Below are 21,944 nucleotides of genomic sequence, written 5' to 3'. Positions count from 1 at the left end.
GACGGTACCGGGGCGGGGGCGCGCACGGCAGTCCCGGGCGCCCCGCGCCGGTCCCCGCCTCACCGTCCGCCCTGCAACGCCTTCCACGTCTCCGGCCCCACCTTGCCGTCGACGCCCAGCTTGCGGCTGTTCTGGTAGCCGCGTACGGCGGTTTCCGTGGCCGGGCCGAAGCTGCCGTCCGCGTCGACGGTGGTGCCGAGCGCCGCTGTCAGGGCGCGCTGGAGGCGCTTCACCGCGTCGCCCGAGCTGCCCTGGGACAGGAGCGGGGTCGTGCCCGCCGACAGCAGGGCCGTCCAGGTCTTCGGGCCGACGATGCCGTCGGCGTCGAGGGAGCGGGCCCGCTGGAACGCCTCCACCGCGCTCTTCGTGTTGGGCCCGAAGTGGCCGTCCACCGTGCCCGGCTCGTAACCCTGCTGGGTGAGCAGCGTCTGGACGGCCGTCACCTGCGGGCCCGCCGAGCCGGACTGCTGGGTCGTGTACACGGGGAAGGTCAGGCCGTCGCCGCCGTTGCCCGGGTCGCCGCCGATCAGCTCCATGTAGTAGTCCCAGTCCCAGTGGTCGCCCGGGTCGGTGTGGTCGTTGCCCGGAACCTCGCTGTGCCCGACGATGTGCGACCGGTTCTTCGGGATGTCGAACTTGGCACTGAGGTGGGAGGTCAGGGCGGCCGAGGAGCGGTACATCGCGTCCGTGAACCAGGCCGGGTTGTCGACCCACCCCTCGTGCTCGATCCCGACGGACGAGGCGTTCGCGCTGCGGGCGTGCCAAGCCGTGTCCTTGTCCCGGACCGTCTGGGTGACCTCGCCGTCCGAAGAGCGGATCACGTAGTGGGCGCTGACCTGGGAGGCAGGGTTCTGGAACCAGCTGATGGAGCCCGCGTACGAGCCCTGCGTGACATGAACGACCACCTTGTCGACGGTCGCGGATCGGTTGACGGTGTAGTTCGAGGAGTGGGCGGGCACCCAGCGCGCCGAGGGGTAGTCCTGGCTCTGGACGTACAGGTCGGACGCCGACAGCGCCCCCTTGTCCGGGGCGACCGGGCGGGACGGTACGAGCACCTGCTCGCCGTCGCCCACCGTCGCGGTCACACCCTTGGCGAGGAACGTGAAGACGGCGTCCGCGTAGAGCGCGGCGGCCGGTCCGTCGGCGGCGCTGTACCGGGCGACCGCCGGGTACCAGGCGTTCACGTCGCGGCGCTCGGCGGCGTCCAGGCCCAGCGCGTCGGCGTGGTCGCGCAGGACGGCCGCACCGCCGAGGATGTTGGCCGCGGTGTCCCGGCGCAGCCGCGCCGTGCTCTCGCCGGTCAGCTCGGAGGCCTTCTCCAGGGAGCGGTTCACCGGGTTGCTCGCCAGGTGCATCACGCCATAGCCGTTCGCCTGGCTGGGCTCGCCCGCGTGACCGTTCAGCCGGGACTCGCCGTAGCCGACGGCGGCCAGCAGATCGCGCGGTACGCCGTGCTCCTGGGCCGCCTCGGCGAAGGCGCGGTTCATCGGGTCGGCCGTGTCCCGTTGCGGTGCCGCATTGGCCGGGTGCCCGGTGGCGAGGAGCGCCGCGGCGGTGAGGACCGCCAGGGCGCAGACCCGGGCCCGGGTGCGGGCTGCGGTGCGTAGGGGCATGAGGGCTCCTGCTCTGTGGAGTGGGGAGAGAAGAGAAAAGCCCTCCGGCCGGGGTCGGCCAGAGGGACGTGGAGCACGGTCAGGCTATCGATACGGGCTGGGCATGACAACGAGTTGAAGGGGTGTGTCGGGCTGCAACACCCCTAGAGTGCAGCGGAGTTGAAAGTTCGGTGGGTCTGCCGGGTGAACACGGGCATCACCCGGCAGGGGAGTCCGTGTCGGTTGACGAAGCCTCGGCTACCAGCGGTCGCGGTGGATGACGTCGGCCACCGGGCGACGCCGTACGGGCCCGAAGTTGCCCCGCGGCCACCCCACCGGGATCGCGGCGAACGTCGCCATGTCCTCCGGGATGCCGAGCTCCTGCTTCCACTCCTGTTCGAGCATCAGATGCCAGATGGTGATGTTCGCCGCGAGCCCCAGTCCCCGGGCCGCGAGCAGCAGGTTCTGCACCCCGGGGTAGACACAGGAGCCCTCCGCCAGCGCCTGGAAGCGCGTCCGCGTGGTCATCATGTGCTCCGTGCCCGCCGGGCCCAGCGCCCGCGCCGAGGCCGCGAGCCCCTCCTCGTCCAGGCGCGGTTCCGGGAACCGGTAGCACGGCACGATCAGCACCGGCGTCTCGGCGAAGTGGTCGCGCTGGTACTCGATCGCCGCCACCATCCGGCCGTACGCCGCCTCGTCCATGCCCTCGGGCGCGTACTTCCCGGTCGTCGCCAGATACGCGTCCACGCACCGCTTCCACAGCGGCGCCAGCCGCGCCATCACCTGGCGGTCGGTCACCACCACGTACTCGTAACACTGCATGTTGCCGCCGCTGGGCCCCCAGACGGCGGCCTGTATGAGCTGTTCCACCGTCTCGTCCGGCACCGCGTCCGGCTTGAGGCGGCGCATGGCGCGCATCGTGGACATGGTGGCGAAGAGGGCGGGGCCGCCGGGGGCGGACGGGTCGGTCTGAACCTTTTCCATGGTCATGATCGCGGAGTGTACGGCCCGGACCGGCCCGCCATCAGCGCTGCGGGACCGGGGCTGCCGGGGCCCGCCCCGGCGGCCTCCCTCAGCGCCGTGTCAGCCGGACGACGGGGATGTCCCGCTCGGTTGCCGCCTGATACTGGGCGTAGCGCGGGAACAGCTCCACCAGACCCGGCCACACCCGCGCCTTCTCCTCCGCCGGCAGGGTCGCCGCGATCGCCCCGAACCGCTCGGTCTCCACCCGGAGTTCGACCTCGGGATTCGCCAGGAGGTTCAGATACCACTGCGGTGGCCGTGCCGAGCCGCCGTTGGACGCCACGATCAAGTAGTCCTCGCCGTCCCGCCCGTAGATCAGCACCGTGCGCCGGACGAGCCCGCTGCGCCGGCCCACGTAGTCCAGCAGCAGGCAGGGCACACCGAGCTGAGTGGTGCCCTTCGTGCCGCCGGAGGACTCGTACAGCTCGGCCTGCCGGGCGACCCACTCGGTGGGGTTGAGCACGACCTCGCCGCGTCCGTCCTGCTCCGTCGTCATCCGGTTGCTCCTTCTCTCTCGCTCTCCCGTACGGGCTGCGCACCATCCTGGCACCCGCCCAACCCCGCAGCGGGGGATTCGTACACCTGGACTGACCGCCCTCCGCACGGGGGAACGCGGACCGGGAACCCGTCCGCGAAGGCGTATAAAGGGTCCTTCCGGAGCAGCCGGCGTCCCCCGATGGCCCCTCCCCCCACCTCCCCTCACACGCGGCCGGCGTCACCGCGTCACCGAGCCCAGGAGAGCCGAATGAGCACTTCGGAAGAGATCAGCGCCCTGCTGGTGACGAAGTTCGGAACCGACCCCGAGGCCATCCGCCCCGATGTCCCGCTGCACCGGCTGCGGCTGGACTCCCTCGCGCTGGAGGAGCTGCGGCTGCTCATCGAGGACCGGCTGGACGTGGACCTGGAGGACGTCGCGCTCACCTCCCGCGACACCGTCGGACGGCTCATCGAGGCCGTCCACGTCAAGGTCGCCGCGTGAGCGCCGCCGCCCGGGCCTACCGCCGCCCGGCACCCGCCCCGTACGCCGCGGCCGTCACCGGGGTCGGCCTGGTCACCGCGGCCGGTACGGGCGCGGACGCCGCCTGGCGCGGCGTCACCGAGGGCCTCGCGCCGAACGTGGGACCCCGGCCCGAACTGGCCGAACTGCCCTGCGACTTCTTCTACTCCGTCACCGACTGCGACCCGGGGGCCGCGCTCGGGGTCGCCGCCCAGCGGCTGATGGACCGTTTCGCCCAACTCGCCGTCATCGCCGCCCGCGAGGCCGTCGCGGACGCCGGGCTCGACCCGTCCGTCTGGGACAGCGGCCGGGTCGGCGTCGTCATCGGCTCCGCCCACGGCGGGCTGCCCTTCTACGACGAGCAGAGCGCCGCCCTCGCCGACCGCGGCCCCCGCCGGGTCTCCCCGAAGCTCGCCCCCCTCAGCGTCGTCAACGGCGCCGCCAGCAGCGTCAGTCTGGACCTCAGCCTCCACGGACCCAGCCAGGCCGTCTCCACCGCCTGCTCGTCCGGCACCGTCGCCATCGGCACCGCCCACCAGATGCTCCGCTCCGGCGCCTGCGACATCGTCATCGCGGGCGGCGCCGAATCCACCTGCACCCGCCTCCTGATCGCCAGCGCCTGCCGCCTCAAGGCCGTCTCCACCCGCCGCGAGGACCCCGAGGCCGCCTGCCGCCCCTTCGACACCCACCGCGACGGCTTCGTCGTCGGCGAGGGCGCCGGGCTGCTCGTCCTGGAGCACCCGGACCACGCCCGCGCCAGGGGCGCCACCGTCCGTGCCCACGTGGGCGGTTACGGAGCTTCCAGCGACGCCCACTCCGCGGTCGCCCCCGACCCGGACGGCCTCGGCATCGAACGCGCCCTGCGCAGCGCCCTGGCCGACGCGGGCCTCTCCCCGTCCGACGTCGGGCACGTCAACGCGCACGGCACCTCGACGGTCTCCAACGACCTGATCGAGGCGACCATGCTCCGCCGGGTCCTCGGCGAGAGCCCGCTCGTCACCTCCACCAAGGCCATGACCGGGCACACCCTCGGCGCGGCGGGCGGCATCGAGACCGCGCTCGCCGTTCTCGCCCTCCAGCACCAACGCATCCCGCCCACCGTCAACCTGGACGCGCCCGACCCGGCGATCCCGGTCGACGTGGTGGCCAAGGAGGCCCGCAGCGCCTCCTTCGACTGCGCCGTCAAGACCTCGCTCGGCTTCGGCGGCCACAACGCGGCACTCGTCCTCACCAGGGCCTGACCGGAAGGGAACGCAGGAGTACATGCCCAAGGAGATCATCCGGACGCTGTCGGTCGACGGAGTGCGCTACGGCTACCGCGTCCTGCCGTACGACCGCAGCGGCGGGGCGGCCCCGGCCACCGCACCCACGCTCATTCTCGGCGGCGCGCTCCAGGGCATGTTCGGCTGGCCCCAGATGGACGACCACCTGGGCCCGGCCACCGACGTGGTCACCGCCGACCTGCCCGGCATGGGCACCGCCGACTCACTTCCGCCCGGGCCGAGCGCCGGTCTCCTGCGCCGGGCCGTCCTGCGGATCGCTGACGACCTCGGCGCACCCCGGATCAACCTCTTCGGCTTCTCCTACGGCACCGCCATCGCCTTCGGGTTCGCCCAGCACCATCGGGAGCGGGTGGCCCGGCTCGCCCTCGGCGGTGTCCCGGTGCACATCGACGAGGCCCAGGTGGACCGCTGGGAGCGGGCGCGGGAGCTGCTGGCGGGCGGCGACCGCGAGGGGTTCGCGGCGCTCGCGGCCGACGCGCTGATGTGCCTCGACCCCGAACGGCCCGTACACCGCAGGGAACTGGCCCGACGCTATGTTCGGCGCTCGTTCCTGCACGCGCTCGCCCACTCCCCGCACGCGGCGGACTCCCTGCACCGGGCGCTGGGCGACCGGCCCGACTTCTCCGGCGGACTCACCGGCGTACCGGCGCTGGTCTTCGCCGGAGAGCACGACACGGTGACGTCGCCCGCGCGGCAGCGGGAGTTCGCCGCGACGATCGAGGGCAGCCGGTTCCTGACGATCGAGGAGTCCGACCACTGGGTGGTCCTGGAGCGGGCCGGCGAGGTGGCCGCGCTGGTCTCCCGGTTCCTCACCGAGCGGGAGCCGGTGACCGGCGCGGTCGCCCTGCCGCGCCAGGCGGGCACCCCGGTGGGGCGGACCTGAGAGAGACCCCGGCGGGCCGGACCTGACAGCGCCCCCGGCGGGCGGACCTCATAGCGGCCGGTCCGCGTGCCGGGGCGGTGCCTCAGTGCCAGAACCCGCCGACCTTGATCCGCACCACCTGCGGGTCGTGGTCGCTCGCCTGGTCGGCGAACTCGGCGTTGATGTGCACCACGTCGTAGTCGAAGCGCCGGATGCCGGGGCTCGTCAGGATGTGGTCCAGCGTCTGCGAGTTGCCGTCGTAGACATAGCTGTACCGCTCCGAGGCGGGCAGCGTCGTGATCAGGGGCTTGAGGACTCCGCCCTTGGTCAGCGTCTTCATCGTCGGGGAGAACTCGAAGTCGTTGATGTCCCCGAGCGTGATGACCTTCGCGGACCTGTCCGCCTTCAGCAGGTCGGCGGCGAAGGCGTTGACCTCGGCGGCCTGCTGGATGCGATCCGTCTCCGAGGACCGTGTCGGCTCCTGGTAGCGGCCGTGCAGCGGCTGGTCGCCGCCCTTGGACGCGAAGTGGTTGCCGATGACGAAGACCGGCCTGCCCCGGAAGACGAACTCGCCCACCAGAGGCTTGCGGCTGTTGTTCCACGCCGGGCTCGTCGGGTTGATCCGCCCCGGGGACGCGGAGAGCTTCACGCCCCACCACGTGTCCACGGCCCGCACCGCGGTGGTGGCGTCCCCGCCCGGCCGGTCGGTGAAGGAGACCCGCTTCGGGTTGAAAAGGAAGACGTTACGGATGTTGCCGCCGGGCTGACCGCCGTCCTTGTTGTTCTCGGGGGCGATGTAGCGCCATTCGTAGCGCGGCCCGCCCTGCGCGACGATCGCGTCCGTGAACCGCTTCAGCGTGGCCTCGGAGCCCGTCGTGCCGTCGTTCACGGGGCCGTTGTCGTCCTGGATCTCCTCCAGCGAGACGATGTCGGGGGAGGAGAGGTTGACCGCGACGCCCTCGGCCAGGGTGTCGAACTTGTCCTGGTCGTCCAGGGCGTCGAGGTTCTCCACGTTGTACGTGGCCACGGCGAGCTCGTTCCACCTCTGCTTGCGGGTCACCTCGCGCCGCAGCTTCTTGTCGACGAGCGTGCCCATCTCGGTGGCCTGCACGTTGTAGCCGCCGTACGAGGCGTAGTCGAGGACTCCGGTGGTGCGGCCCTTCAGCACGTCACCGACGTTCGCGGTCGGCACCGGACGCGCTGGGTCCAGCGACATCACCTTGAGCCGGCCGGTGTTCTGGTCCTCGTACGAGGCGTAGACCGTGCCGCCGCGCCGGTTGCGGTTCTCCCAGGGCTTCACGGTCACCCAGATCTCGTCGTACGCGGTCGTCGCCCCGGTCACCCGGGTGTCGGCGATCTCGACCCGGGAGCCCTCCAGCGCCTCGTACAGGTCCAGGGCGTACCGGGAAGGGTCCAGGGTCAGCCCGTCGATCGTCCCGCCGTCCGCAGACGGCACGTAACGGCCGGGCACCGAACGGGCGTTGAGCGCGACTGGGTCGGGCAGCGCGTTGCCGGACGACAGCACGGTGGTGCGGGGCGCGGTGAGCTGGGTGATCGACTGGGTGCTGCTTCCGGGGCGGTACTCGCCGACCTTGCCACTGACCAGGACGGAGTCCCCGACCGCCACGGACGGTGCGGTGGAGCCCGTGTAGACGAACAGGCCCTCGCTGGTGCGCGGGTCGTTGTCGGGCGCGGTGTCCTGGATCCAGAAGCCGCGAGAGCCGCTGCTCCGTACGCCGGTGACGACGCCCGGGACCCCGTCCACCATCGTGCCGTCGAGCGGGGAGAGGCGGGTGGTGCCCTGGATGTCGTGAATCCTCACGTCGCCGGGCTCGGTGGGGCCGGGCTCCTCGGGCTCCTGCCCGCCGCCGGACGTCTCGCCCTTCGTGTTGACCGGCGTCGGGGTTCCCGCGGTGAGATCGGCGGCGTTGTCGTCGGTGTCGGCGAGCGAGGCGGCCCGCGCGACGGACGCGGTGGCCGAGGCGCCGGGGACCGGGCCACTGCCTTCCCGGACGACCGCGGAACCGTAACCGACCAGATCGACGATCCGGGTGTCCGCCGCACAGTCCGCCGCGGACTTGCAGGTGAGCGGGGCCGTCCCGGAGACCAGGGCGACGGTGCCGCTGCCCGCCGCCATGGCGATCGTGCCGGTGGCGTCGGCGGTGGGCAGCGCGACCGTTCCGCCGTTGCCCTTGGCCTGGGCGACCAGGTGGCGGCCACCGGGCGCGATCGACCCGGACAGCTCGGAGACCTGCCACCGCGAGCCGGCCGACGGGCTGCCCGGCAGGTACTGGACGCTGAGGCCGCCGACCTCGAAGGGCGCGGAGCCGGCGTTGGCCAGCTCGACGAAGTCCCGGGTCAGCGTCGCGCCGGAGTTGCCCCCGCCGCCGTACACCTCGGAGATGACGGCGGTGGCGGACGGGGCCGCCTGGGCGGCGGGCAGGGCGGTCACCGCGAGCGCGGCGGCGACGGCGCCGGTCAGCAGAACGGAACCGGATCTGTATATCTGCACGGGAGGTGCCCCTCAGCTTGGTGGTAAGAGCCAAAAACTATGCGCGTAGAACGGGGCATGACAAGGCATCATCGGTTAATTCCCGGCGTCGCCCGTATGGAGAACCGGCTGCCGGGCCTCGCGAGAACCCCACTGGAGCTCGTCGCAGGCCTGCCATGTGCCTGTCATATACGGCAATGTCCGGGCAAAGTGCCCCTCCGAGGCGGCCGTCCACCCTCCGGTCGACACTTCGACCGGCTTGCGCCGTTCCGGTTGCGTTGCGCGCCGCGCGACGATCCGCACACCTGGCGACGCGAGGTCGTGTCGACCTGAAGCGCGTGTGCTCCGCGGCGCGTCGACGGAGCCCCGGGCCGGTCAGGCTCCGGCCCGGGGCTCCGCCGAGGAGTCCTCCCGCGCGGCCCGTTCCCTGTGCCGCCGTTCGGACCGGCGGCACAGGGCTGGACGGGGCGGGGTCAGTTGCGGATGCGGTCGCGGATCCAGACCCCGGCCTCCTTGAGGACCCCGGTGCCCGTCCAGTTGCTCCCGCTGCACGTGCCGGTCTTGAAGACGGCACCGGAGCGGTGGTCGTCGGAGTAGTTCCAGTTGGTCCAGGAGATCTTCTTGCGCTTCATCAGGTCGAGGTAGCGCTGCGACATGGCGAAGTCGTTGGCGCCCTCGCCCGAGTAGTTCTGCGTCCCGAACTCCGTGACGAATACCGGGAGCTTGTCGGAGGCCCGGTCGAGCGTGCTGAGGTACGCCTCGCGGTGCGAGGCGGCGTAGAAGTGGAAGGTGTACATGATGTTCGAGGCGTTGACGGGGTTGTTCACGACCTCCGACTCGTTGGAGCCCTCGGACACCCCGAACGAGGACCAGGCGCGCGTCCCGACCAGCACGACCGCATCGGGGTCCTCGGCCCGGATCACCGGGATGATCTGCTCGGCGTAGGACTTGATGGCCGACCAGCTCACCCCCGAGGGCTCGTTGGCGATCTCGTAGAGCACGCCCGGGTGGTTCCGGTACTTCTTCGCCATCGCCCTGAAGAACGTCTTCGCCTTGCCCAGGTTCGCGTTCGGGTCGCCCGGGGAGAGCATGTGCCAGTCGATCACCGCGTACATACCGCGCGCGTGCGCCGCGTTGACGAACTTCTGCGCACGGGCGGTGAATCCGGCCGGGTCGGTCTCGTAACCGCCCTCCTGTACGTAGGTGGAGACGCGCAGCACGTCGGCGCGCCAGTCCCGGGCCAGGGCGTCGAGCGAGCCGCCGGTGACGCACTGGGCGTACCACTGGGTGCCGTGCGTGCTCATCCCGTTGAGGGCGATCGCCCGGCCGGAGGAGTTGCAGAGCCGCACGCCGCAGACGGCGAGCTGACCGTTGGCCGCGAGCGGGGTGGCGGCGGTGGGGGAGGCCGGTGCCGGGGCCGGAGCCGCGCCCGCCCGGACGGGAGCCATGAGTGCGGTGACCACACCGAGCGCGGACGCGGCGAGCAGGGCCTTGCGGGCGAACCGGCGGCGACCGGCCGTGGGGGTGGGCTCGGTGGGGGGATTGGTGCGCTGGTGCATGGTGGTGCTCCCTTCGGAGGGGGGTGGGAGGCGCCATGTCGGCAGAACTGAAAGTAAAGCTTCCTTCCAATTGACGTCAACAGTGTTGGGAAACTTTCCTGTCTATTAACGCGCGTGGCGGAGGGGGCCGTTGGGGGGCGCGGCCCCTAAGGTGCGAACCATGGCACGGAGCGCGGCGCATCCCGGGCCGGCCGGGCGCGGCACCGACGCCGGCGGCCACGACGCCGACGGCCCCGACCCCCGGCGCTGGCAGGCGCTCGCGGTCTGCCTGGTCGCGGGCTTCATGACGCTGCTGGACGTCTCCATCGTCAACGTGGCGCTTCCTTCCATCCGGGAAAGCCTGAACACCCCCGAGTCCGCCCTCCAGTGGGTGCTCTCCGGGTATGCCCTCGCCTTCGGCCTCTTCCTCATCCCCGCCGGACGCCTCGGCGACGCGCGCGGCCGCCGGGCGGTCTTCATGACAGGCCTCGCCCTGTTCACCCTGGCGTCCGTCGCCTGCGGAGCCGCCCAGTCCAGCCTGTGGCTGGTGATCGCCCGGCTGGTGCAGGGCATCGCGGGCGGGCTGATCTCCCCTCAGATCTCCGCCCTGATCCAACAGATGTTCTCCGGGCGCGAGCGCGGCCGCGCGTTCGGCATGTTCGGCACCGTCGTCGGGATCTCCACCGCCGTGGGCCCGCTGCTGGGCGGCCTGCTCATCCAGCTGGCGGGCCCAGAGCACGGCTGGCGATGGGTGTTCTACGTCAACCTCCCGCTCGGCGTCCTCTGCCTGCTGCTCGCCAGGCGCCTCCTCCCGGACACGCCCTCGGCGCGGCGGGTGCGGCCGCGCGACCTGGACCCGGTCGGCGTGGTGCTTCTCGGGGCCGGGGTGCTGGCCCTGCTGCTGCCGTTCGTCCAGGCCCAGCAGTGGTCCGGCAACGGCAAGTGGCTCCTGCTCGTCCTGGCCGCCGCCCTGCTCGCCGCGTTCGTCGCCTGGGAGTCGCGGTGCGGGGGCCGCCGGACCACGCCGGTGCTGGACCTGTCGCTGTTCCGGCTGCGCTCCTACTGGCTGGGGTGCCTGCTGATCCTGCTCTACTTCGCCGGGTTCACCTCGATCTTCTTCGTCACGACCCTCTACCTCCAGTCCGGTCTGGGCTACTCCGCTCTCCTGGCCGGTCTCGCCATCACCCCCTTCGCCCTGGGCTCCGGCGTCGCCGCGGCCGTCGGCGGCCGGCTCGTCGGGCGCTTCGGCCGCCCCCTCGTGGTGGCGGGCCTCGCCATGGTCGCGCTCGGCCTCGCGGGCACCGCCCTCGCCGTCCACCGGGTCCCCGGCAGCGGAGCGGGCTGGGCCATGGCCGCCCCGCTGCTGCTCGCCGGACTCGGCAGCGGACTGGTCATCGCCCCGAACCAGACCCTGACCCTGGCCGAGGTGCCGGTCCACCACGCCGGAAGCGCCGGGGGCACCCTCCAGACCGGTCAGCGGGTCGGCTCCGCGATCGGGATCGCCGCCGTCGGCGCGGTGTTCTTCGCCCAGGTCGGCCCGGACGGCTGGGCCGACGCGTACGACCACGGGCTCATCGTCTCGGTCGCCTTCGTGCTCGCCGCACTGATCGTGGCCCTGGCCGAGGTGGGGGCGGACCGGCGGGACAGACGAAGCACAGCACGCACACCCACCGACGCATCGAGGAGCGAGGCATGAGCGACACGGCAGCGGACAGTGCGGGAACAGGCCGCGCGGACAGCGACGGCAACGCCTCCTACGGCCACAAGCCGTTCAAGCGGTCCCGGAGCCACTTCGCGGACCGGATCACCGCCGACGGCCGCGACGGCTGGCCCGTCGAGGCAGGCCGCTACCGGCTCGTCGTCAGCCGGGCCTGCCCCTGGGCGAGCCGCGCCCTGGTCTCCCGGCGGCTCCTCGGCCTGGAGGACGCCCTCTCCCTCGCCGTCGCCGACCCCATTCAGGACGACCGCAGCTGGCGCTTCACCCTGGACCCGGGCGGCAAGGACCCGGTCCTCGGCATCCGCCATCTCAGCGAGGCGTACGACGCCCGGGAGCGCGACCACCCCGGCGGCGTCAGCGTGCCCGCCATCGTCGACGTACCGAGCGGGAAGCTGGTCACCAACGACTACCAGCAGCTCACCCTCGACCTCGCCACCGAGTGGACCGCCCTGCACCGCCCCGGCGCCCCCGACCTCTACCCCGAGCCGCTGCGCGCGGAGATCGACGAGGTCATGGAAGGCGTCTACCGGGACATCAACAACGGCGTCTACAAGGCCGGGTTCGCCAGCGGCCAGCAGGAGTACGAAGAGGCGTACGAGGCCCTCTTCGCCCGCCTCGACCAGGTTTCCGCCCGGCTCGCGGACCGCCGCTACCTCGTCGGCGACACCATCACCGAGGCCGACATCCGGCTCTTCACCACCCTGGTCCGCTTCGACGCCGTCTATCACGGCCACTTCAAGTGCAACCGGAACAAGCTGGCCGAGGACCCCGTCCTGTGGGCGTACGTCCGCGACCTCTACCAGACCCCAGGGTTCGGCGACACGGTGGACTTCGACCACATCAAGCGCCACTACTACGAGGCCCACACCGGCATCAACCCCACCGGCATCGTCCCCCTCGGCCCAGACCTCTCCGGCTGGACCACCCCGCACCACCGCGAAGAGCTCGGCGGCCGCCCCTTCGGAGACGGCACTCCCCCGGCAGCGGCCTCCTGAGCCTCGGCGGCGACAAGAGGTCTTCCCGGCCGCACAGGAACCGGACGGCCACGCAGGACGCGCATGCGAACCGGCACGGTCGGCCCCGCCGGGAGACACGTCTGCGCCGGCCGGTACGACCACGCCCCGGGGATGCCTACCGCGATCGGGGGGGGCCGGGGGCGGCGGTGCCAGCGTGCCCCTGGCCAGCGGGGTACGGGCCAGACGCACGCAGCCGGTGGCGATGAGGGCCAGCGCGACCAGCTCTGGCAGCAGCCACCAGCCGGTCCGCAGCTCCTCGTCGAACAGCGTCACCCCGTACAGGATGCTGATCAGCGCGTCCCCCAGCGTCAGCATCGGCTGAACGGCCACCAGACTGCCCGCCTGAAGCGCGTTCTGCAGCAGGAAGAGGGCGCCCACCCCGGCCGCCGCCGTGGCGTACAGCTGCCAGGACGACAGCAGCGCTGGAAGAATCATGAAGATCTTGGTGAGTCTTCCAGCTGGCTAGGGGCTCAGGCGCTATGTGCGGGTGCAGCCCCTGGCTACCGGGGATGCGGGGTCGCAGACGTACTGGCGGTCGGCGGCGCTGTGGCTGACGTACCGGCCGACGCACTGGTTGTTGGTGCCGAGGCCCTGGCCGCGGCACCAGTCGATCGCGGCGTTCCCATCGCGGAAACCGGGGCGGTAGATCATCCAGTAGCCCGGCCGCAGTGAGGCGTAGTCGCCGCTGTCGATATACCGTACGTCGTTGATGCCCTTGGCCCGCAGTGCCGTGATGGCCTTCTCGCGGGCGCTGGGGCCCTTGCTCTGGTCAACCGAGGCGAGTTGGGCGACCCAGGTGTCGGCCACCTCGTCGGCGGGTGGGGGCGCTTGGGTGGTCGGGTCCGGGTCTGGGTCTGGGGCTGGGTCTGGGTCTGGGTCCGGGGCCTTGGTGGGTTCCAGGGTGGGCTCCTGAGTGGCCGTCGGTGTGGGGGTGGTGGGTTCCCTGGTCGGGGTCGTGGGTGAGCTGGTCCGGTCGCCACCCTTGTCGCCCCCCGCCTGGTCATCGGTGTCCCCGCGCAGTGCAAACACCACCGCCGTGGCGGCCACCACGGCGATGGCCACCGCGATCACCGAGACGATCACGGGCGTACGGCTACGGCTACGGCTACGGCTACGGGTCCCGGGGTGCGGACGGGGCGCGGTCGGCCCGGGCGTCCGGGCCCCGGAGGTGGTGGGGCGCGGGCTGTCCAGTTGGGTCCGGGGCGGTGGCAGCGGGGGAACGTACGCGGTCTGGGTCGGCTGCACCCACGGGGCCTGCCTACCCGACTCGACCTCCGCCAGCATCGCGTCCAGACGCTCGGCGTCGGGCCGCGCCGCCGGGTCCCGTACCAGCAGGGCACTCAACACGGGGGCCAGCGGCCCGGAACGTACCGGCGGCGGCACCGGGTCATCCAGGACCGCCGCGAGCGTGGCGAGCGTGGTGGCGCGGCGCAGCGGGCTGACGCCCTCCACGGCCACGTACAGCACGAGGCCGAGCGACCAGAGGTCGGAGGCCGGATCGGTGTCGACGCCACGGATGCGCTCAGGGGCGATGTACTCGGGCGAGCCGATCAGATCGCCGGTCGCGGTGAGCGAGGTGGCGCCCTGGAGGGCGGCGATGCCGAAGTCGGTGAGGACGGCCGAACCGTCCTCGCGGAGCATGATGTTGGCGGGCTTGACGTCGCGGTGGTGGATGCCCGCCGCGTGCGCGGCGCGGAGCGCGGCCAGCACCTGGCGGCCCATCTTGGCCGCCTCCGCTGGAGGCAGCGGACCTTGGCCGAGCCGGTCCTGGAGGTTGTGGCCGGCCAGGAGCTCCATCACCAGCCACGGGTGCTCAACCCCCTCGCCCGCTTTGACGATGTGATGGATCGTCACCACATGGGGATGGTTCAGTCGGGCCAGCGATCTAGCCTCGCGCAGCACCCGCTCCCCGAGTTGGGCGCGCGCGTCGGCCGTCAACGCCGGGTCAGGGGGTCGGACTTCCTTCAGGGCCACCTCGCGGTGCAGCACGGTGTCGCGAGCCTGCCACACCGTGCCCATGCCACCGCTGCCGAGCCGCCGCAGCAACTCGAACCGCCCGTCGACGATCTCGCCGGGTGTGCTCACGTTCCCCGATCCCCTGAATCCCTCTACTCTGCCGTGTACTCCGGGCAGGGTAGAGGGTCATGGCCGGGGGCCGCGCGTCAGCTCGCGCGGTAGGCCGTCCAGTGGTCCTGCATCCGCTGGGCCTGGCCCGCGGTGAACTGGTACATGCAGGCGTCGTACGTGTAGTCCATGAAGTTGTGGATCGGGTCCACGCCCGCCTGGCGCTTGCAACTGTCCCGGCCCTCGGGGCACTCGTACGCGGGGCTCTTCTCGGCCGCCGTGTCGTCGACGTAGTCGCCCTTGCCGTTACAGCCGCCCTGGAAGGTGTGGTACAGGCCCATCCAGTGGCCCACCTCGTGGGTCGCGGTGTCGCCCTCGTTGTAGTTGCCCGCGGTGCCGCCGGGCAGCGAGGTGTCCAGGACGACCACGCCGTCCATCTCCGGGCTGGACTTGTACGAGGTGGGGAAGGTGGCCCAGCCGAGCAGGCCGCCGCCGAGGTCGGCGGTGTAGAAGTTGAGCGCGTCCGGGCCGCCCTGGCGGAGCGTGGACTTCATCTGCTTCTCGGCGGTGGAGCCGTGCGAGAGGCCGTTGTACCAGGAGGCGTTGTCGGTGTAGGTGGTGGCCTTCAGTGAGAACTGGAAGCCAGAGTCGGCGTTGCCCTCGCCCTGGCCGCCGAAGCCCTCGTTCAGAATGGCTATCTGCTTGCTGATGTCCGTCGCGGTGAGCTTGCCCTTGCTGCCGTTGTGGATCACATGGAAGTAGACCGGGATCGTGACGGTCGTGGCGGCGGAGACATCGAACCCTCGGTTGCTCGAACGCGCCTTGTCGAGCTTCTTCTTGAGATCGGCGTTCATCGCCTCGGCCTTGGCCGCGGTGATGTCGTTGGGCTCGTTCGCGTGGTCAACGTGGTCGTCGTGACCGGGCCTGGCCTTACGGGCGGAGGAGACACCCTCGTCGTCACACTCGTCATCGGCGTGGACGGCGCTGCTGACGGGTGCGGCGCTCGCGTGTCCCGTGGGGGCGGACAGTGGGGCGGCAAGTGCCAGGGTTCCAGCCATGATTGCCGTGCCGAACAAGCGTCTACCCAGACGTGGAGATATACGGGCAAGGTGGCGCATGGTGACTCCTCGCGGATGCGGTCGGGGAGGGATTTCCTCACCGCCGCGGCGAGATTACGTGACCATGTCATATGTGAGGGAGGAACGATCAGGCCCAATCAAACGTGAGGTGAATCGGGCCAACAGGAAGAAAATTTGAGGCATCAATCAGTGTTTGAAAGATGGCTGAAACATATGAGGCAGCCAGGGCGGGTGGTGTGTCCGCATTAGTGCCGCGAACGGACACCGCTCGCCCCGGTGGCGTGATCTCTCGGTAACAGGCGCGATCATGGCCAAAATTGATTGGCGGATCTGCCGGTTGGCCGGTTCGCGGTTAGGGGGCGTATCGGGCTTGATCAAACTGGGGAATGTGCCTGCGTGGCACGGTCTGGTCCGGTAGTCCGTCGTACGCAGACCGCCGCCACGATCACCAGTCCGATCCCGGCCAGCCACACCTTCTGCCGCACCAGACGACCGATCAGCGAGAGCCGCATCGCCTCGCTGTCGGGCACCTCCATCGCCGCCCGGCGCTGGAGCACCGAGGTGGAACCATTGCTGAGGGCGGTCAGGACGGCGAACAGAACACTGATCACCCGGCCCATCATGGAGTCGGCCGTCCCGGGGCGCGCGGCGCACGGGTCCGGTGGGCGTGACGGCCACCGGGCCCCCGCCTTGCGGACCGTAGGTGTCCGCAAGGCCCGGTAGCGTGCGGACCATGGCAGCGAAGACGCCCCGCACCCCCGCACACCGAACTCCCGCTCACCCCGTCGTCCTCTCCGACCGGGCGCTGAACCGGGCGACCCTGGACCGGCAGCTCCTGCTGCGCCGGTCCGCCATGCCCGCGAAGGACGCGGTCGCCCATCTCGTCGGACTCCAGGCCCAGAACACCAAGCCGCCGTACTTCCAGCTGTACGCCCGGCTCGCGGACTTCGACCCCGAGGAGCTGTCCGCCCTGATGGAGTCCCGTGAGGTGGTCCGGATCGTCAGCCTGCGCTCCACCCTCCACACCCATACGGCCGACGACGCGCTGACTCTGCGCCCCCTCGTGCAGCCGGCGCGTGAGCGGGAGTTGAAGAACTTCCGGCGCGGCCTGGACGGGGTGGACCTGGACCGGCTCGCGGCGGTGGCCGTGGAGCTGGTCGAGGAGCGTCCGCGCCCGGTCAAGGAGTTGCGCGAGGAGCTGCTCACGCGCTGGCCGGACGCGGACCCCCTCGCGCTCACGGCGGCCGCCCGGTGTCTGCTGCCGCTGGTCCAGGTCACCCCGCGCGGACTGTGGGGGCGCGGCGGACAGGTAGCCCTGACCACCCTGGAGCACTGGCTCGGCAGGCCCGCCGGACCCGCGCCCGCGCCGGACGCCACCGTCCTGCGCTACCTTGCGGCGTTCGGGCCCGCCTCGGTGAAGGACTTCCAGACCTGGGCGGGGCTGACCCGGACGAAAGAGGTCTTCGAGCGGCTGCGGCCACGGCTGCTCACCTTCCGGGACGAGCGGGGCGTCGAGCTGTTCGACCTCCCCGACGCCCCGCGCCCGGACCCGGACACCCCGGCCCCGCCGCGCTTCCTGCCTGAGTTCGACAACGTCCTCCTGGGCCACGCCGACCGCACCAGGGTCGTCCCGGAGGCCAACAAGGGCCGCAACTGGGTGGGCAACCAGTCGTTCGGGACCGTCCTGATCGACGGCTTCTTCGAGGCGGTCTGGCGCGTCGAACTCACCGGCGGCACCGCGACCCTCACCGTCCAGCCGCTCCGGAGGCCGTCCCGCGCCGAGCGTGCGGAGATCACGGAGGAGGCGGCACGGATGCTGGCGGTGATGACGGACGCGACGGCGTACGACGTCCGCTTCGGCACATTCCTGGACTTCGGCGACGGCTGAGGGCCCACGGACCGCACGTCGTCACGGATCACGGGCCGAGTCGGCAGCCGACGCAGACCGCACGTCGTCACGGATCGCGGGCCGATTCAGCAGCCTACGCAGACCGCACGTCAGGGCAGCAGCCCCGCCCGCCGTGCGGCCACCACCGCCTCCAGCCGCGTCTGCGCCCCCAACTTCCGCATGGCGGAGCGCAGATAACCCTTCACCGTCTCGGGGCGCAGCCCCAGCCGTTCGGCGGCCGCAGCGTTCGTCGCCCCCGCCGCCACACACGCCACCACGTCCACCTCGCGTGGAGCCAGCCGCACTTCACGGGAGGCCGGAACCCGCGCTCCCGACGCCGTGGCCAGCCGCCCGCAGACCTCCAGCAGCTCCTCGCGCAGATCCGGGTCGACGATCCTCGGGGCCAGGGCGCGCAGTTCGCGGTGGGCCTCGCGCACGTCCTCCCAGGCCCCCGGCGCCCGGTCCGGATCGGTCACCCGCTCCCGGGAGGCGGCCAGCAGCTGCCGTGCCTCGTCCCGTACGACGAGCGCCTGCTCCACATCGCGGGCCGCCGCCACCGCCGCGTCGAACGTCCGGTCCCCGAGTGCCACCGGGGTGCGCAGCGCCCCGTACAGCACGCCCCGCACTCTTCTCCGTACGACGACGGGCACCGCGACCACCGAGCGCAGCCCCTCCGCCGCCACCGCCGTGTCGTACTCGTGGCTGATGTGGCGCGAGGAGGGATAGTCCGTCACCGCGCAGGGGCGGGACAGCGCGATGGCCTTGCCGCCCAGACCGCTCCCGGCGGAGACGACCAGGCCTCGCAGCGCACTGGTCTGCGCCCCGTTCAGCTCGGCGATCCGCGCGTGGCGGGCGTCGGACAGCAGGCCGCCGAACACCACGGGAAGCCCGCTCGTGCGGCGCAGCCTGAGCAGCGCCGCCTGCATCTCGACCGCATCGACCGGTTCCGGCACTCCGACGCCCCTCCGCCCGGCCCGTACCCCCCCCCGCCAGGGGAGGGACCCCCCCGTTCGGGGGTGGTGAGACCTGGATCACTTTTTACATGATGTTAAGCGACCGGTCGGGTCCGCAACGAGGAGGGCACATGTCGGCGACGAACGCGACGGAGACGTTCCGGGCCGCCCGGGACTTCCTGCTGGAGCACCGCGAGGACTACGAAACGGCGTACGCGGGCTTCCGCTGGCCCCGGACCGACCGCTTCAACTGGGCGCTGGACTGGTTCGACGTCATCGCTGAGAACAACGACCGCACCGCCCTGCACATCGTCGAGGAGGACGGCCGGCGTACCGAGGTGTCCTTCGCGGCGATGTCCGAGCGCTCCGACCGGACCGCCAACTGGCTGACGGAACAAGGGGTCCGGGAGGGCGACCGCATCCTCGTGATGCTCGGCAACCAGGTCGAGCTGTGGGAGAGCGCGCTCGCCGCGATGAAGCTGCGCGCCGTCGTCATCCCCGCCACCCCGCTGCTCGGCCCCGCCGATCTGCGTGACCGGGTGCAGCGCGGCCGGGTCCGCCATGTGCTCGTACGGGACGCGGACACCGCGAAGTTCGACCAGGTGCCCGGGGAGTACACCCGGATCGCGGTGGGTGAGGAGGTTCCGGGCTGGCTGCCGTACGGGGAAGCGGCGAAGGCGCCCGCGGGCTTCACGCCCGATCGCGGGACGGACGCCGACGAGCCGCTGATGCTTTACTTCACCTCCGGCACGACCGCCCGCCCAAAGCTCGTCGAGCACACCCATGTGTCCTATCCCGTAGGCCACTTGTCGACGATGTACTGGATCGGCCTCCGCCCCGGGGACGTCCACCTGAACATCTCGTCGCCCGGCTGGGCCAAGCACGCCTGGTCGAACCTCTTCGCCCCGTGGACCGCCGAGGCCACCGTCTTCATCGTCAACTACACCCGCTTCGACGCCTCCCGTCTGATGGCCGAGATGGACCGCGCGGGCGTCACCAGCTTCTGTGCTCCGCCGACCGTCTGGCGGATGCTCATCCAGGCCGACCTGTCCCGGCTGAACGTCCCGCCGCGCGAGGCCGTCGCGGCGGGGGAGCCGCTGAACCCCGAGGTGATCGAGACGGTCCGGCGGGAGTGGGGGGTCACCATCCGGGACGGCTTCGGTCAGACGGAGACCGCCGTCCAGGTCGCCAACACCCCCGGCCAGCACCTCAAGACCGGTTCCATGGGCCGCCCCAGCCCCGGCTTCACCGTGGAGCTGCTCGACCCGGTGACGGGACGGCCCGGGGCGGCGGAGGGGGAGATCGCCCTCGACCTGGCCGACCAGCCCGTCGGCCTGATGACCGGCTACCACGGCGACCCGGACCGCACGGCCGAGGCGATGGCGGGCGGCTACTACCGCACGGGCGACATCGGCGCCCGCGACGACGACGGCTACATCACGTACGTGGGCCGCGCCGACGACGTCTTCAAGGCCTCCGACTACAAGATCTCGCCGTTCGAGCTGGAGAGCGCCCTCCTGGAGCACGAGGCGGTCGCCGAGGCCGCGGTCGTCCCCGCCCCCGACCCGCTCCGGCTGGCCGTACCGAAGGCGTACGTCGTGCTGGCGGAGGGCTGGGAGCCCGGCCCGGACGCCGCGAAGGCGCTCTTCGAGCACTCCCGGGCGGTCCTCGCCCCGTACAAACGCATCCGCAGGCTGGAGTTCGCGGAGCTGCCCAAGACCGTCTCGGGCAAGATCCGCCGCATCGAACTCCGCGAACGCACCGCCGCCGGTGACGGCACCGAGTTCGACGAGGGGGACTGCAAGTGAGCGAGCTGACGCGCGGGAGCCGCCTGTCCTACGCGCACGGCACCGGCACCACCGCGCTGCTCGGTGACACCATCGGCCGCGACCTGGACCGGACGATCGCCGCCCACGGCGACCGCGAGGCCCTGGTGGACGTGGTCTCCGGCCGCCGCTGGACGTACACGGAATTCGGCGCGGACGTCGACGAGCTGGCCCGTGCCCTGATGGCGTCCGGCGTGGAGAAGGGCGACCGGGTCGGCATCTGGGCGGTCAACTGCCCCGAGTGGGTGCTCGTCCAGTACGCCACCGCCCGCATCGGGGCCGTCATGGTCACCATCAACCCGGCCTACCGCGCCCACGAGCTGGCGTTCGTCCTGAAGCAGGCGGGCATCTCCCTGCTGGTCGCCTCCCTCGCGCACCGCACCAGCGACTACCGAGCCCTGGTCGACGAGGTCCGCGCCGACTGCCCGTCCCTGCGAGCCGTCCACTACATCGGCGACCCGTCCTGGTCCGAGCTGACCGCCGCCGCCCCCGCCGTCACCCGGGAGCAACTGGCCGCCCGCGAGGCCGCCCTGTCCTGCGACGACCCGATCAACATCCAGTACACCTCGGGCACCACCGGCTTCCCCAAGGGCGCCACGCTCTCCCACCACAACATCCTCAACAACGGCTACTTCGTCGGGGAGACGGTCGCGTACACCGAGGCCGACCGGGTCTGTCTGCCGGTGCCCTTCTACCACTGCTTCGGCATGGTCATGGGCAATCTCGGCATCACCTCGCACGGCGCGTGCATCGTGATCCCGGGCCCGTCCTTCGAACCGGCCGCCGTGCTCGCCGCCGTCCAGCAGGAGCGCTGCACCTCGCTGTACGGCGTCCCCACCATGTTCATCGCCGAACTGAACCTGCCGGACTTCGCCGCGTACGACCTCTCCTCGCTGCGCACCGGCATCATGGCCGGTTCCCCCTGCCCGGTCGAGGTGATGAAGCGGGTCGTCGCGGAGATGCACATGGCCGAGGTGTCCATCTGCTACGGGATGACGGAGACGTCCCCCGTCTCCACCCAGACCCGCCGCGACGACGACCTGGAACGCCGTACGGGCACGGTCGGCCGGGCGCTGCCGCACATCGAGGTCAAGATCGTGGACCCGGCCACCGGGATCACCCTGCCGCGCGGCTCCGCCGGCGAGCTGTGCACCCGGGGCTACAGCGTGATGCTCGGCTACTGGGACCAGCCCGACCGCACCGCCGAGGTGATCGACGCTGGCCGCTGGATGCACACCGGGGACCTCGCGGTCATGCGCGACGACGGTTACGTCCAGGTCGTCGGGCGGATCAAGGACATGATCATCCGGGGCGGCGAGAACGTCTACCCCCGGGAGATCGAGGAGTTCCTGCACGGTCACCCGAAGATTTCCGACGTCCAGGTGGTCGGCGTGCCGGACGAGCACTACGGGGAGGAGATCCTGGCCTGCGTCATTCCCCGCGACCCGGCCGACCCGCCGACCCTGGAGGAGCTCACCGCGCACTGCCGGGAACGGCTCGCCCACTACAAGATCCCGCGCAGGCTGCGGATTCTGGAGGCCTTCCCGATGACGGTGAGCGGCAAGGTCCGCAAGATCGAGCTGCGCGAGTCGTACGCGGACTGAGCCCGGCGCTC

Annotated in this window: 16 protein-coding genes and 2 pseudogenes; 8 read left to right on the top strand and 10 right to left on the bottom strand. The window is 71.6% G+C overall.

All coding sequences use genetic code 11. The features are described 5' to 3' along the window. Positions 1-59: 59 nt before the first annotated feature. From CIB93_RS07990 to CIB93_RS07980, 3 genes are all read right to left on the bottom strand, one after another. Positions 60-1,613, bottom strand: coding sequence for a peptidoglycan-binding protein (locus tag CIB93_RS07990; RefSeq protein WP_096625486.1), 1,554 nt, complete (start codon positions 1,611-1,613; stop codon positions 60-62). A 237-nt stretch (positions 1,614-1,850) separates the two neighbouring features. Next, positions 1,851-2,582, bottom strand: a complete 732-nt coding sequence (locus CIB93_RS07985) for a nitroreductase family protein (protein ID WP_096625484.1) — start codon at positions 2,580-2,582, stop codon at positions 1,851-1,853. An 82-nt stretch (positions 2,583-2,664) separates the two neighbouring features. Beyond that, on the bottom strand, positions 2,665-3,111 hold the full coding sequence (locus CIB93_RS07980; RefSeq protein ID WP_096625482.1) for a nitroreductase family deazaflavin-dependent oxidoreductase: 447 nt from the start codon (positions 3,109-3,111) through the stop codon (positions 2,665-2,667). Between the two features lie 249 nt (positions 3,112-3,360). Between CIB93_RS07980 and CIB93_RS07975 the strand changes: the two genes are divergently transcribed. Genes CIB93_RS07975 through CIB93_RS07965 form a run of 3 tightly spaced genes read left to right on the top strand, consistent with a single transcriptional unit; the run spans position 3,361 to position 5,778 of the window. Next, entirely contained in the window at positions 3,361-3,594 is a 234-nt protein-coding gene (locus CIB93_RS07975) for an acyl carrier protein (protein WP_096625480.1), read from the top strand. Further along, positions 3,591-4,853 (top strand): beta-ketoacyl synthase, encoded by a 1,263-nt coding sequence (locus CIB93_RS07970; RefSeq protein ID WP_096625479.1) that lies wholly within the window; start codon positions 3,591-3,593, stop codon positions 4,851-4,853. Before CIB93_RS07975 ends, CIB93_RS07970 begins: the two co-directional genes overlap by 4 nt. A 22-nt stretch (positions 4,854-4,875) precedes the next feature. Continuing rightward, positions 4,876-5,778, top strand: coding sequence for an alpha/beta fold hydrolase (locus CIB93_RS07965; protein ID WP_096625477.1), 903 nt, complete (start codon positions 4,876-4,878; stop codon positions 5,776-5,778). A gap of 82 nt (positions 5,779-5,860) precedes the next feature. Here CIB93_RS07965 and CIB93_RS07960 read toward each other — a convergent pair whose 3' ends face one another. Both CIB93_RS07960 and CIB93_RS07955 read right to left on the bottom strand, forming a co-directional pair. After that, positions 5,861-8,269, bottom strand: a complete 2,409-nt coding sequence (locus tag CIB93_RS07960) for an endonuclease/exonuclease/phosphatase family protein (protein ID WP_096625475.1) — start codon at positions 8,267-8,269, stop codon at positions 5,861-5,863. Between the two features lie 452 nt (positions 8,270-8,721). Further along, on the bottom strand, positions 8,722-9,807 hold the full coding sequence (locus tag CIB93_RS07955) for a glycoside hydrolase family 5 protein (protein WP_096625473.1): 1,086 nt from the start codon (positions 9,805-9,807) through the stop codon (positions 8,722-8,724). A 160-nt stretch (positions 9,808-9,967) separates the two neighbouring features. Here CIB93_RS07955 and CIB93_RS07950 point away from each other — a divergent pair, with 160 nt between their 5' ends. Together CIB93_RS07950 and CIB93_RS07945 are read left to right on the top strand one after the other, a co-directional pair. Next, on the top strand, positions 9,968-11,482 hold the full coding sequence (locus CIB93_RS07950; RefSeq protein WP_096625471.1) for an MFS transporter: 1,515 nt from the start codon (positions 9,968-9,970) through the stop codon (positions 11,480-11,482). Continuing rightward, complete coding sequence (locus CIB93_RS07945) at positions 11,479-12,498, top strand: glutathione S-transferase family protein (RefSeq protein WP_096625469.1); 1,020 nt, start codon at positions 11,479-11,481, stop codon at positions 12,496-12,498. Before CIB93_RS07950 ends, CIB93_RS07945 begins: the two co-directional genes overlap by 4 nt. 150 nt (positions 12,499-12,648) lie before the next feature. On the opposite strand, the pseudogene CIB93_RS38730 reads toward CIB93_RS07945, so the two are convergent. The 4 genes and pseudogenes from CIB93_RS38730 to CIB93_RS07925 all read right to left on the bottom strand — a co-directional run. Continuing rightward, a pseudogene (locus CIB93_RS38730) lies at positions 12,649-12,942 on the bottom strand (hypothetical protein); the annotation flags it as partial. Positions 12,943-12,996: 54 nt separating this feature from the next. Beyond that, positions 12,997-14,604: a serine/threonine-protein kinase gene (locus CIB93_RS07935; RefSeq protein WP_179500025.1), complete on the bottom strand. Its 1,608-nt coding sequence runs from the start codon at positions 14,602-14,604 to the stop codon at positions 12,997-12,999. A 77-nt stretch (positions 14,605-14,681) separates the two neighbouring features. Continuing rightward, positions 14,682-15,641 carry a zinc metalloprotease gene (locus tag CIB93_RS07930; protein ID WP_096625536.1) on the bottom strand — a complete coding sequence of 320 codons (960 nt, stop codon included), beginning with the start codon at positions 15,639-15,641 and terminating at the stop codon, positions 14,682-14,684. Between the two features lie 413 nt (positions 15,642-16,054). Beyond that, positions 16,055-16,273: pseudogene (locus tag CIB93_RS07925) on the bottom strand (hypothetical protein); the annotation flags it as partial. A gap of 122 nt (positions 16,274-16,395) precedes the next feature. On the opposite strand from CIB93_RS07925, the gene CIB93_RS07920 reads away from it, so the two are divergent. Further along, positions 16,396-17,550 (top strand): winged helix DNA-binding domain-containing protein, encoded by a 1,155-nt coding sequence (locus tag CIB93_RS07920; RefSeq protein ID WP_096625467.1) that lies wholly within the window; start codon positions 16,396-16,398, stop codon positions 17,548-17,550. Positions 17,551-17,660: 110 nt separating this feature from the next. Here CIB93_RS07920 and CIB93_RS07915 read toward each other — a convergent pair whose 3' ends face one another. Next, on the bottom strand, positions 17,661-18,503 hold the full coding sequence (locus CIB93_RS07915) for a response regulator transcription factor (RefSeq protein ID WP_096625465.1): 843 nt from the start codon (positions 18,501-18,503) through the stop codon (positions 17,661-17,663). Between the two features lie 131 nt (positions 18,504-18,634). On the opposite strand from CIB93_RS07915, the gene CIB93_RS07910 reads away from it, so the two are divergent. Both CIB93_RS07910 and CIB93_RS07905 read left to right on the top strand, forming a co-directional pair. Then, positions 18,635-20,311 (top strand): AMP-binding protein, encoded by a 1,677-nt coding sequence (locus tag CIB93_RS07910; RefSeq protein ID WP_096625463.1) that lies wholly within the window; start codon positions 18,635-18,637, stop codon positions 20,309-20,311. After that, the gene (locus CIB93_RS07905) at positions 20,308-21,933 is read left to right on the top strand and encodes an AMP-binding protein (RefSeq protein WP_179500024.1); all 1,626 of its coding nucleotides are present in this window, start codon (positions 20,308-20,310) and stop codon (positions 21,931-21,933) included. Before CIB93_RS07910 ends, CIB93_RS07905 begins: the two co-directional genes overlap by 4 nt. Positions 21,934-21,944: the final 11 nt, after the last annotated feature.

The organism is Streptomyces sp. WZ.A104, from assembly GCF_002382885.1.
Lineage (GTDB): Bacteria > Actinomycetota > Actinomycetes > Streptomycetales > Streptomycetaceae > Streptomyces.
This window is presented reverse-complemented; position numbering and strand designations above follow the sequence as displayed.

What these genes read in the sequence shown, in the direction of transcription:
- CIB93_RS07980 (WP_096625482.1), bottom strand. Translation starts at nt 3,111, where the DNA reads ATGACGACGGAGCAGGACGGACGCGGCGAGGTCGTGCTCAACCCCACC.
- CIB93_RS07955 (WP_096625473.1), bottom strand. Translation starts at nt 9,807, where the DNA reads ATGCACCAGCGCACCAATCCCCCCACCGAGCCCACCCCCACGGCCGGT.
- CIB93_RS07990 (WP_096625486.1), bottom strand. Translation starts at nt 1,613, where the DNA reads ATGCCCCTACGCACCGCAGCCCGCACCCGGGCCCGGGTCTGCGCCCTG.
- CIB93_RS07985 (WP_096625484.1), bottom strand. Translation starts at nt 2,582, where the DNA reads ATGACCATGGAAAAGGTTCAGACCGACCCGTCCGCCCCCGGCGGCCCC.
- CIB93_RS07920 (WP_096625467.1), top strand. Translation starts at nt 16,396, where the DNA reads ATGGCAGCGAAGACGCCCCGCACCCCCGCACACCGAACTCCCGCTCAC.
- CIB93_RS07975 (WP_096625480.1), top strand. Translation starts at nt 3,361, where the DNA reads ATGAGCACTTCGGAAGAGATCAGCGCCCTGCTGGTGACGAAGTTCGGA.
- CIB93_RS07930 (WP_096625536.1), bottom strand. Translation starts at nt 15,641, where the DNA reads ATGGCTGGAACCCTGGCACTTGCCGCCCCACTGTCCGCCCCCACGGGA.
- CIB93_RS07945 (WP_096625469.1), top strand. Translation starts at nt 11,479, where the DNA reads ATGAGCGACACGGCAGCGGACAGTGCGGGAACAGGCCGCGCGGACAGC.
- CIB93_RS07965 (WP_096625477.1), top strand. Translation starts at nt 4,876, where the DNA reads ATGCCCAAGGAGATCATCCGGACGCTGTCGGTCGACGGAGTGCGCTAC.
- CIB93_RS07950 (WP_096625471.1), top strand. Translation starts at nt 9,968, where the DNA reads ATGGCACGGAGCGCGGCGCATCCCGGGCCGGCCGGGCGCGGCACCGAC.
- CIB93_RS07910 (WP_096625463.1), top strand. Translation starts at nt 18,635, where the DNA reads ATGTCGGCGACGAACGCGACGGAGACGTTCCGGGCCGCCCGGGACTTC.